Origin of the sequence: Intrasporangium sp., assembly GCF_040414665.1 — a bacterium.
In the GTDB taxonomy this organism is placed as follows: Bacteria; Actinomycetota; Actinomycetes; order Actinomycetales; family Dermatophilaceae; genus Intrasporangium.
The window spans coordinates 20,398-30,234 of sequence record NZ_JBEDUL010000183.1 but is presented as its reverse complement, the minus strand read 5'-3'; the positions used below and the strand labels follow the sequence as shown (position 1 = coordinate 30,234).

The window sequence follows — 9,837 nt, the reverse complement described above, 5'->3', positions numbered from 1 at the left end:
AAGGGCGTCCCGTCACCGGTGCTCGCCACGCAGGTCTCCGGAGTGCTCATCCTGCTCGGCGGGATCTCGGTGCTGCTCGGCCTCTGGGGCGACCTCGGCTCGCTGTTCCTCGTCATCTTCCTGCTGCCCACCGCCCTGCTCATGCACTCGTTCTGGAAGGAGTCCGAGCCGATGGCCAAGCAGATGGAGATGGTCCAGTTCAACAAGGACGTGGCGCTCGCGGGCGGCGCACTGGTTCTCTTCTGGGCCTTCTTGCAGGACCCCGGCCTGACCATCACTCAGTCCCTCTTCTGACGCGCCCCCGCTCGGTCGAGTGGACACTTCGCGCCGCGTCAGGTCGTATGCCACTGAGCTCGCTCCCCCGCCCACCTGACCTTGCATGGGTGGCAAGCGCCGGAGGCCTCTATAGCGAGTAGAAGTCACTGCGGCAACCCCGTGGGTCCCTGACTGACCGCTACTCCGAGTGGGACATCCACCCGCCAGTCGACGATGAATTCCGCGCGCCGGGTGTGGGTCGGAGGACTGGCTGGCACAGAGCTCGGGCGCAGAGTGCCCACTCGACCGAGGATTATTGCTGGGGGGCGAGGCGGCGCTCGAAGAGGTCGCGGACGGCCGCGTTGTCGCGAACGAGGTCAAGGGCCAGCTCGGCGTGTCCGGGCACGTAGCCGTTGCCGATGAGCATGCGGACGTCCGCGGCCAGGCCCTCGGCGCCCAGCGCGGCCGCGGCGAAGTTGGTCGCCATGCTGAAGAAGATGATCGTGCCGCCCTGCGCGGTGGCCAGGATCGCGGGCTGCTCGCACCCCGGGACGTCGACGCACACGACGGTCACGTCGGCCGGTCCACCGGCGGCCTCGACGGCCTGGGCCAGTCCGAGCGGAGACCGCGCGTCGGCCACGACGACCGCCTCGGCCAGCCCGGTCCGCTCGAGCAGTTCCTGCTCCTGCTGGTTCGGCACCACGGCGATGAGGTGCCCGGCACCGGCGCGACGGGCCGCCGCGAGCGACAGGGAGCCCGACTTCCCGGCCCCGCCGAGAACGGCGACCGTGAGCGGCCGGGACTCAGCGGCATACGACTGCGTGTACTCCCCCACCACGCGCTCGACGAGGGCCGGCGCTCCGCACACGTCCATCACCATGAGGGCGAGCCGCGGGTCGAGGTCGTCGGGAAGGCGCGCCGCGATGGTGCGGCCGAAGAGGATGGCATGGCCCTCGGCCGGGACCTGCTCCGAGCGCCCGTCCCAGCGGGCGAGGCCGTCGGTGACGGCGAGCGGCGTGAGCGAGAGGGACACGAGCGTGGCGACCCGATCCCCGACCCGCAGCCCGGTTCGGCTCTCCGGCCCGACCTGCGCCACCGTGCCGATGAGCATGCCACCGGAGCCGGTGACCGGGTTCTGCATCTTCCCGCGGTCGGCGATGATGCCGAGCACCTCCGACCGGATCGCATCGCCGTCGAGGCGGCCCTCCGTCGTGTGCTTCTCGGCGAGCTGGCGGTACGACGCCGCGTCGAGGTTGAGGGTGTCCACGTCGATCCGGACCTCGTCGGACCACAGCTCGGGTCGTGCGTCGAGGCGTCGCGCCGCCTGCGGGAGCGTGATCTCGTCCCCACTCGGGTCGAGCACCCGATGCAGACCGACGGGCGAGGACAGCAGGTCACGATTCACGGTCGATCCTTCGGGCTGAAGCGGCTTGAACGGGAGATCCTCCGGAAGCATAGAAGATTCGATGACGAAATTTCGGTATCGTGAGGCCATGACCAAAGTTGAGCAGCCCTACGCGTACCACCGTCGCGAACTCGTGGAGCCCGACTGGACGCGCTTTCCCGGCTGGCGGGACGTGACCCAGGACGACTGGGACAGCGCCCAGTGGCAGCGGGTCGCGTGCGTGCGCAACGTCAAGCAGCTGCGGGCGCTCATGGGCGACCTGCTCGACGACCGGTTCTACGCCGACCTCGAGCGGGACCAGGCCGAGCGCGCCACGATGTCGATGCTCGTGCCGCCGCAGATGCTCAACACCATGGTCCCAGGCACCGACTCGCCGATGCCGGCGGCGGGCCACGACTTCACGGAGGCGTTCTACGCGGACCCGATCCGGCGCTACATGCTGCCGGTCTTCTCAGATCGTCGCACCGACTGGCCGTCGCACCCGCACGCCTCGCGAGACTCGCTGCACGAGCACGACATGTGGGTCGCGGAGGGCCTGACGCACCGCTATCCCACCAAGGTCCTCGCCGAGCTGCTGCCGACCTGCCCGCAGTACTGCGGCCACTGCACCCGCATGGACCTCGTCGGCAACTCGACGCCGCAGGTGAACAAGCTGAAGTTCGACCTCAAGCCGGTCGACCGCTACGACGCGATGCTGACCTACCTGCGCGACACCCCGGCGGTGCGGGACGTTGTCGTCTCGGGTGGCGACGTCGCGAACATGCCGTGGAAGAACCTCGAGTCGTTCCTCGACCGGCTCCTCGAGATCGAGAACATCCGCGACATCCGCCTGGCGACGAAGGCGCTCATGGGCCTGCCCCAGCACTGGTTCGCCGAGGACGTCGTCGAGGGTGTCGCCCGGGTTGCCACGAAGGCCCGCTCTCGTGGGGTCTCGCTCGCGATCCACACCCATGTCAACAACGCCCAGTCGATCACGCCCTCGGTGGCCCGTGCGTCGAAGGCGATGCTCGAGGCCGGGGTCCGCGACGTGCGCAACCAGGGCGTTCTCATGCGCGGGGTCAACGACACCACCGAGCAGCTGCTCGACCTGTGCTTCGCCCTGACGGACGGCGCGATGATCACGCCCTACTACTTCTACATGTGCGACATGATCCCGTTCTCGGAGCACTGGAGGCTGTCGCTCGCGGAGGCGCAACACCTCCAGCACTCGATCCTGGGCTACCTGCCCGGCTTCGCGACGCCGCGGATCGTGTGCGACGTGCCGTTCGTCGGCAAGCGCTGGGTCCACCAGCAGGACGAGTATGACACGGAGCGCGGAATCTCCTACTGGCGCAAGAACTATCGGACGTCCATCGAGGGAGCCGACACCGCTGCCCTCTCCCGCGAGTACGTCTACTACGACCCGATCTACACGCTCCCGGAGTCGGGGCAGCAGTGGTGGCGTGACGCGGTGGACCATGAGACGGTCATCGCCGCCGCGGGCGAGCGAGCTGCCGCCAGCCGTGCGGCAGCCGAGTCCCAGCTCGTCTGACCTGCCCGCGGTCGGACGGTTCAGGTGTCAGGCAAGGTCGGCGCGCCCGCGCGCCTCACCCCTAGACTGCGCTCGTGACCGCCAAGCCACCGCCGTCCCGCACCCGGATGCCGCGCGCGGAGCGGGAGGCGCAGATGCTCGAGGCGGCGGAGCGGGTCTTCGGCTCACGCGGTTTCCAGGCGACGACGATGGAGGAGATCGCCGATCAGGTCGGGGTGACCAAGCCGCTCATCTATGACTACTTCGGCTCGAAGGAGGGGCTGCTCGCCGCCACCATCGAGCGCGCCCGACACCAGCTCCTCGCCGCCGTCATCACGGCGTGGGAGTCGAACCCCGACGTGACGCCACGCCTTCGGGTACGCGAGGTCATCACCGCGTTCTTCGAGTTCATCGACGACCACGACCGGGGCTTCGCGCTGCTGCGCACCGAGGGCGCCCTCATCGGCGAGGCGGCCGCGTCAGTGGAGCGCATCAGGCAGCAGACCGCAAAGGCGCTGGCCGAGGGAATCACGATGCTGCCGGGCTTCGCCGAGCTCCCGTCTCGGCGCCTCGTGCCACTCGTCGAGGTCATCATCGGGGGCATCGAGCGGCTCGCGGTCTACCGCAGCGAAAGCCCCGGTATGACGGCGCAGGAGGCGGCCGAGCTCGTCGTCACGACGACCTGGGACGGTTTGGCGTCGCTCGAAAAGGCCTGAGCGCGTGGCTCGTTCAGCGAGGAAGGGCGGCTCCCGGTCAGGTCCAACCACCCCGGCAACGCTGGCCCTCGATGCGCTGGGCATCAGGTACACCGGGCACACCTACGAGCACGACTCCGCAGCGACCGGCTACGGGCAGGAGGCCGCTCGTGAGCTCGACGTTGCTGCGGACCGCATCTTCAAGACCCTGCTCGTCGACACGGGCGACAACCTGGGTGTGGCGATCGTCCCGGTGGCGGGTCAGCTGGACCTCAAGGCGACGGCGGCGGCTCTTGGGGTCAAGGCGGTTGGCATGGCGGACCCAGCCGACGCCGCCCGCAGCACCGGGTACGTCCTGGGTGGCATCTCCCCCATCGGCCAGCGCCGTCGGCTGCCCACCGTCGTCGACGAATCGGCTTGCTCGCATGACACCGTCTACGTCTCGGGCGGTCGCCGAGGGTTCCAGGTCGAGCTGACCCCTGACGACCTGTTGCGCGCCATCCGTGGCTCGTATGCGCCCATCGGCCGCCCCTGAACTTGCCCTCCCTCCCCCGCAACACGCCCGTCTCCTCGAAACTCACCCCTGTTGCAACAGGGTCAGTTTCGAGGAGCCGGGCGTGTTGCGGGGTGAGGGTCGGGGTCGCGCGGAGGGTCAGTCCTCCGGCGGATGCTCCGCAGCGGTGCGGCGACCCTCCCACGGCGTCGACAGGACGACGGTGGTCCGTGTGGAGACGCTCGCCCTGGTCCGGATCCGGGCGAGCAGGTCCTCCAGCGCGCCGGGCGTCGAGGTGCGGACCTTGAGGATGTAGTTCTCGACGCCGGCGACCGAGTAGCAGTCCTCGATCTCGTCGATGTCCCTGAGCCGCTCCGGAACGTCGTCGGGGGCGCTGGGGTCGAACGGAGTGACGGAGATGAGTGCCGTGAGTGGCAGCGACAGGGCCTCTGGCGACACGGTTGCGGAGTAGCCGGTGATGACCCCACGTTCCTCGAGGCGCCGGACCCGCTGGTGCACCGCTGACGTGGACAGGCCGGTCGCCCGGCCCAGGTCCGTGAAGCTCATGCGCCCGTCGGCCAGGAGCAACCCGACGAGCCGACGGTCGAGGTCTTCCATGTGCGAAAGGCTAGTCGAGACCATCGCCCCCTCGACGCGCGTTACAGATCGGGATCATCGTCCGCGCGGGATGGCACCATGGCCCGCATGACCGATACGACCGGACGCCTTCTCCTGCTCGACACGGCCTCGCTCTACTTTCGAGCCTTCTTCGGCGTCCCCGAGGTCATCGGCCCGAGCGGCGTCCCGACCAACGCCGTCCGCGGCCTGATCGACATGATCGCCACGCTCGTCGAGCGCTCGCGCCCGTCGCACCTGGCGGCCTGCTGGGACAACGACTGGAGGCCCGCCTTCCGCGTCGAGGCGATCCCGACGTACAAGACCCACCGCGTCGCGGGCACCGTCGATGGCGTCGTCGAGGAGCAGGTTCCCGACGCGTTGGCCGTGCAGGTGCCGATCATCGTCGACGTGCTCACGGCCCTCGGCGTCGCCCGGGTCGGCGTCGACGGCCACGAGGCCGACGACGTCATCGGCACCCTCGTCACCCTGTACCGGGGCCGGCTGCCGATCGACATCGTCACCGGGGACCGCGACCTGTTCCAGCTCGTGGACGACGGCAACGGCATCCGGGTCCTCTACACGGCGCGCGGCGGCGTGCGCAACCCGGACGTCGTCGACGAGGCGTTCCTCCTCGACAAGTACGGCATCCCGAGCGGGGCGGCCTACGCGGACATGGCCGTCCTTCGCGGCGACTCGAGCGACGGGTTGCCCGGGGTCGCGGGAATCGGGGAGAAGACAGCGGCCAAGCTCATCACGACCTACGGGTCGCTCGAGGCGCTGCGGGCGGCGATCGACGCGGGCGACCCCGCGATCAAGGGTGCCCAGCGGGCACGGCTCGAGGCAGGGGCCGACTACCTCGATGCCGCGCCGAGGGTCGTCGAGGTCGTCCGGGACGCACCCGTCGGCGAGGTCGACCTCAGCGCACCGACCCGGGTGGCCGATCCCGCACTGATGTCCCGTCTCGCCGTCGAGCACGGCCTGACGAATCCCTTCGACCGCGTCGTCAGTGCCCTCGGTCTGGGCTGAGCCACCCACAGACGGTGCCGTATGCCGCTGAGCCGGCTCAGCGGCATACGGCACCGTCTCGGGTGGCTCAGTCCAGCCGGTCGGCCGCGACGACCCCGCGGAGGACGGCGGCGCTCGCCTTCCTGGCGACTCGCTGGAGGTCCCGGTCGCCGGCGTCGGTCAGCTGACCCAGCAGGTCGATGACCTGCTTGCACCGTCGCACGAAGTCGCCCGCAGCGAGCTCGGTGCCCCGCAGCACCTCGTCAAGGGGTCGGCCGCTCGCCCAGCGATGGACGGCCCAGGCGATCCCCGGATCCGGCGCGCCGGTGGTCGGCAGGGCCAGCGCCCCCTCGGCGTCCTCGAGATCCGACCAGATGGCGACCATGCGGTCGTGCGCCTCGCGAACGTCCTCGGTGGGCCACCGTGGCGCCAGGCCGGCGTCCTCGCGCCGCGGCTCGTGGATGAGTGTGGACACGACGGCGGCGAGCGAGGGCGGGTCGAGCGCGCGCCAGACGTCCTCGCGGAGGCACTCGGCGGCGAGCAGGTCCTTCTCGGTATAGAGCTGGCGCAACCGCTCTCCGTGCTCGGTGACGCGCTCCCCGCCGTCAGCGAGGTATCCCAGGTCGACGAGCAGGTCGCAGATCCGGTCGAACGTCTTCGCGACGGAGTTGGTGCGGCCCTCGATCTTGCGCTGCAGCCCCTCCGTCTCGCGATGCAGCCGCCACCACCGCTCGGCCCAGCGCGCGTGGTCCTCGCGGTCGGGGCACTGGTGGCACGGGTGTGCGCGCAGGCGACGACGCAGCTCGTCGATGCGCTCGTCGGCGGCGTCCTCGTCCACGACTCGGCGACGACGCGGCGGGTCGTACGGCACCGTCGTGCGCAGGGTGGCCGCCAGGTCGCGGCGAGCCTTCGGGTTCTTGGCGTTGAAGTGCTTGGGGACCCGCATGGTGCCGAGTGGCTCGACCGGCGACGGGACATCGTGCAGGGTCAGCCGCCGGAGGTGGTGGTCCTCGGTCACGACGGCCGGCGACGGTGCATCTCCCCGGCCGCCACCGCGGTTGGGCAGGACCACGACGGCCAGGCCGCTGTGACGGCCGCTCGGGATGCGGATGATGTCGCCGATCTTGAGGTTCTCGAGCGACACCGCGGCGGCGGCGCGCAGCGAGGCGGAGCGGGCCTTCGCGCCCTCCTTCTCGATCGTGCGGATCTCGTTGCGCATGGCGGCGTACTCCGAGAAGTCGCCCAGGTGGCAGGTCATCGCCTCCGCGTAGCCGGTGAGGGCCTCTTCGTTACGTCGCACGGTCCGGACCAGGCCGACGACCGCGCGGTCGGCCTGGAACTGCGCGAAGGAAGTCTCGAGGATCTCCCGCGCGCTCCCCCGGCCGAACTGGCGCACCAGGTTGACCGCCATGTTGTAGGTGGGTCGGAAGCTGGAACGGAGGGGATAGGTCCGGGTCGAGGCGAGGCCGGCCACACTCTCGGGGTCGAGCCCCCGGTTCCAGATGACGACGGCGTGCCCCTCGATGTCGATGCCGCGGCGACCGGCCCGCCCGGTCAGCTGGGTGTACTCGGCTGGGGTGACATCGACGTGGCTCTCGCCGTTGAACTTGACCAGCTTCTCGAGCACGACGGTGCGGGCCGGCATGTTGATCCCGAGGGCCAGGGTCTCGGTCGCGAAGACGGCGCGCACGCGACCCTGGGTGAACAGCTCCTCGACGATCTCGCGGAAGGTCGGCAGCATGCCGGCGTGGTGAGCGGCGAAGCCTCTCGAGATGCCCTCGACGAAGTCCCAGTAGCCGAGGACCGCGAGGTCCTCCTCGGCGATGCCCTGGACCCGCTCCTCGACGAACCGCCGGTTGGCGGTCCCCTCCGCGTCGGTGACGAGGCGCATCCCGGTGGCGAGCAGCTGACCGACCGCCGCCTCGCACCCGGCCCGGCTGAAGATGAACGTGATGGCCGGCAGCAGGCCCTCCCGGTCGAGGCGGTCGATGACCTCTGCTCGGGTCGCGCCACCGCCGGGGCGCCCGCCGCGGGCGAAGCCGCGACCCGGGTCGCCCGTGCCCGGCCCGCGCGACTCACCACGACGGCCCCGGCCGCTCCAGTCGTCGGCGCGGCCGTTTCCCCTCCCGTTTCCCCTGCCGTTCCGGCGACCTCGCGATCGGCCGCGTCCGTCGCCCGCCCAGTGGGAGTCCCACGCACCTCGGCCATCGGCGCCGCGAATGGCGTGCAGCAGGTCCGGGTTGACGCTCAGTTCCGGTGCGGAAGCGGGACCCCCGCGCCGCGAGACCGTCTCTTCGACAAAGAGGTCGAAGAGCGACTGGCCGACCATCAGGTGCTGCCACAGCGGCACGGGGCGGTGCTCCGAGACGATGACCGCCGTGTCGCCGCGCACCTCCTCGAGCCACGCGCCGAACTCCTCGGCGTTGGACACCGTGGCTGACAACGAGACGACGCTGACATCGGGGGGCAGGTGGATGATGACCTCCTCCCACACAGCTCCGCGGAACCGGTCTGCGAGGTAGTGGACCTCGTCCATGACGACCCAGCCGAGCCCGTTGAGGGTGCTCGAGCCGGCATACATCATGTTCCGGAGGACCTCGGTCGTCATGACGACGACGGGTGCTTCCCCGTTGATCGACGCATCACCGGTGAGCAGGCCCACGCGCCCGACCCCGTGACGCCGCACGAGGTCGGCGTACTTCTGGTTCGACAGCGCCTTGATTGGGGTGGTGTAGAAGGCCTTCCGCCCGGCCTTGAGGGCGAGGTTCACAGCGAACTCCCCGACCACGGTCTTGCCGGCGCCGGTGGGGGCAGCGACGAGGACCCCGCGCCCGTCCTCGACAGCCCGGCACGCCTGGACCTGGAAGTCATCCATCGGGAAGTCGAGCTGTGCAGCGAACTCCCGCAACGCTGGACCGCTCGCGTTCTCCGCAGCTGGCGACGTCATCGCTGATCTTCCTTCTCCGGAGCGAGCACCCGCAGGGCCTGCGGAACGATGTCGATGTCGAGGGGCAGGCCCGTGAACGGCTCGCCGTCAGCCTGTGACGGGATGTCCCGCGCCTCGAGCCGCACCCGCGTCGCACGCTGAATCTCGACGGCCTGGTGGGTGACATGTGCCCCTCGGTAGACCTTGGGAAACACGCGGAGGAACCCGGGCACCGAGATCGCCCTGACGACGAGGACGTCGAAGAGGCCATCCGCAGGGTCCGCGTCCGGGCAGACTTGCATGCCGCCGCCGAAGGAGGGGGTGTTGGCCACCGCGACGAGCATCGCACTGGTCTCGATGCGTCGGCCGTCGAGCTCGACGACGTAGGGAATCGGCTTGAAGAGCGGCAGTTCGCGAAGCACCGCGAGGTTGTAGCGCATCTGGCCCTTGGGCCAGCGCATCCGCGCCGCCCGCGCGTTGACGATGGCGTCGAAACCGGCTCCCAGGACGCCGGCGAACCACTTCGTCTCGCCGCTGGGTCCGGTCACGCGCCCCAGGTCGATGGTGCGGACCGTGCCCTGGGTGATGACGTCCACAGCGCGCGCCGCGTCGCGGATGGGCAGGCGCAGGTTGCGGGCGAAGTCATTGCCCGTGCCCGCGGCGACGACTCCGATCGGCGTGGTGGAACCGGCAACGAGGTTGACCGCGAGGTGGACCAGGCCGTCCCCTCCGACGACGACGACCGCGTCGACACCTCGGCGGACCTCATCCTCGGCCCGGTCCCTGGCCTCGGCCCACGTCCGTCCGGAGACGTCGACGACGTCCCGCCCGCGGCTGAGGAGGAGGCGCCGGGTCGCCTCACCGAGCGCCCGTCCGGCTCCCTTGCCGGCAGTGGGGTTGACGATGAGGGCGACGCGGTCGGACACACCC

9 protein-coding genes are annotated in these 9,837 nt (G+C 70.2%); 5 read left to right on the top strand and 4 right to left on the bottom strand.

Translation table 11 applies throughout. The annotated features are described in order from the left end of the window. The coding region (locus tag ABF401_RS20565; protein WP_353511459.1) for a DoxX family protein at nucleotides 1-294 on the top strand (294 nt) is incomplete at its 5' end. 274 nt (nucleotides 295-568) lie between these two features. Here ABF401_RS20565 and kdd read toward each other — a convergent pair. Next, nucleotides 569-1,660 carry an L-erythro-3,5-diaminohexanoate dehydrogenase gene (kdd, locus tag ABF401_RS20560; RefSeq protein ID WP_353511458.1) on the bottom strand — a complete coding sequence of 364 codons (1,092 nt, stop codon included), beginning with the start codon at nucleotides 1,658-1,660 and terminating at the stop codon, nucleotides 569-571. A gap of 88 nt (nucleotides 1,661-1,748) precedes the next feature. On the opposite strand from kdd, the gene ABF401_RS20555 reads away from it, so the two are divergent. The 3 genes from ABF401_RS20555 (at nucleotide 1,749) to ybaK (ending at nucleotide 4,400) form a co-directional block, all read left to right on the top strand. Beyond that, nucleotides 1,749-3,191 carry a KamA family radical SAM protein gene (locus ABF401_RS20555; RefSeq protein ID WP_353511457.1) on the top strand — a complete coding sequence of 481 codons (1,443 nt, stop codon included), beginning with the start codon at nucleotides 1,749-1,751 and terminating at the stop codon, nucleotides 3,189-3,191. 74 nt (nucleotides 3,192-3,265) lie between these two features. After that, nucleotides 3,266-3,886: a TetR/AcrR family transcriptional regulator gene (locus tag ABF401_RS20550; protein ID WP_353511456.1), complete on the top strand. Its 621-nt coding sequence runs from the start codon at nucleotides 3,266-3,268 to the stop codon at nucleotides 3,884-3,886. Between the two features lie 4 nt (nucleotides 3,887-3,890). Continuing rightward, entirely contained in the window at nucleotides 3,891-4,400 is a 510-nt protein-coding gene (gene ybaK, locus ABF401_RS20545; protein WP_353511455.1) for a Cys-tRNA(Pro) deacylase, read from the top strand. Nucleotides 4,401-4,517: 117 nt separating this feature from the next. Here ybaK and ABF401_RS20540 read toward each other — a convergent pair whose 3' ends face one another. Beyond that, nucleotides 4,518-4,976: an Lrp/AsnC family transcriptional regulator gene (locus tag ABF401_RS20540; protein WP_353511454.1), complete on the bottom strand. Its 459-nt coding sequence runs from the start codon at nucleotides 4,974-4,976 to the stop codon at nucleotides 4,518-4,520. 87 nt (nucleotides 4,977-5,063) lie between these two features. Between ABF401_RS20540 and ABF401_RS20535 the strand changes: the two genes are divergently transcribed. Next, the gene (locus ABF401_RS20535) at nucleotides 5,064-6,002 is read left to right on the top strand and encodes a 5'-3' exonuclease (RefSeq protein WP_353511453.1); all 939 of its coding nucleotides are present in this window, start codon (nucleotides 5,064-5,066) and stop codon (nucleotides 6,000-6,002) included. Nucleotides 6,003-6,069: 67 nt separating this feature from the next. Here the strand turns inward: ABF401_RS20535 and ABF401_RS20530 are convergent, their stop codons facing one another. After that, nucleotides 6,070-8,928, bottom strand: coding sequence for a DEAD/DEAH box helicase (locus ABF401_RS20530; protein WP_353511452.1), 2,859 nt, complete (start codon nucleotides 8,926-8,928; stop codon nucleotides 6,070-6,072). Beyond that, a complete protein-coding gene (locus ABF401_RS20525) occupies nucleotides 8,925-9,833 on the bottom strand; it encodes a diacylglycerol kinase (protein WP_353511451.1) in 909 nt (302 codons plus the stop codon). Before ABF401_RS20525 ends, ABF401_RS20530 begins: the two co-directional genes overlap by 4 nt. Nucleotides 9,834-9,837 lie beyond the last annotated feature (4 nt).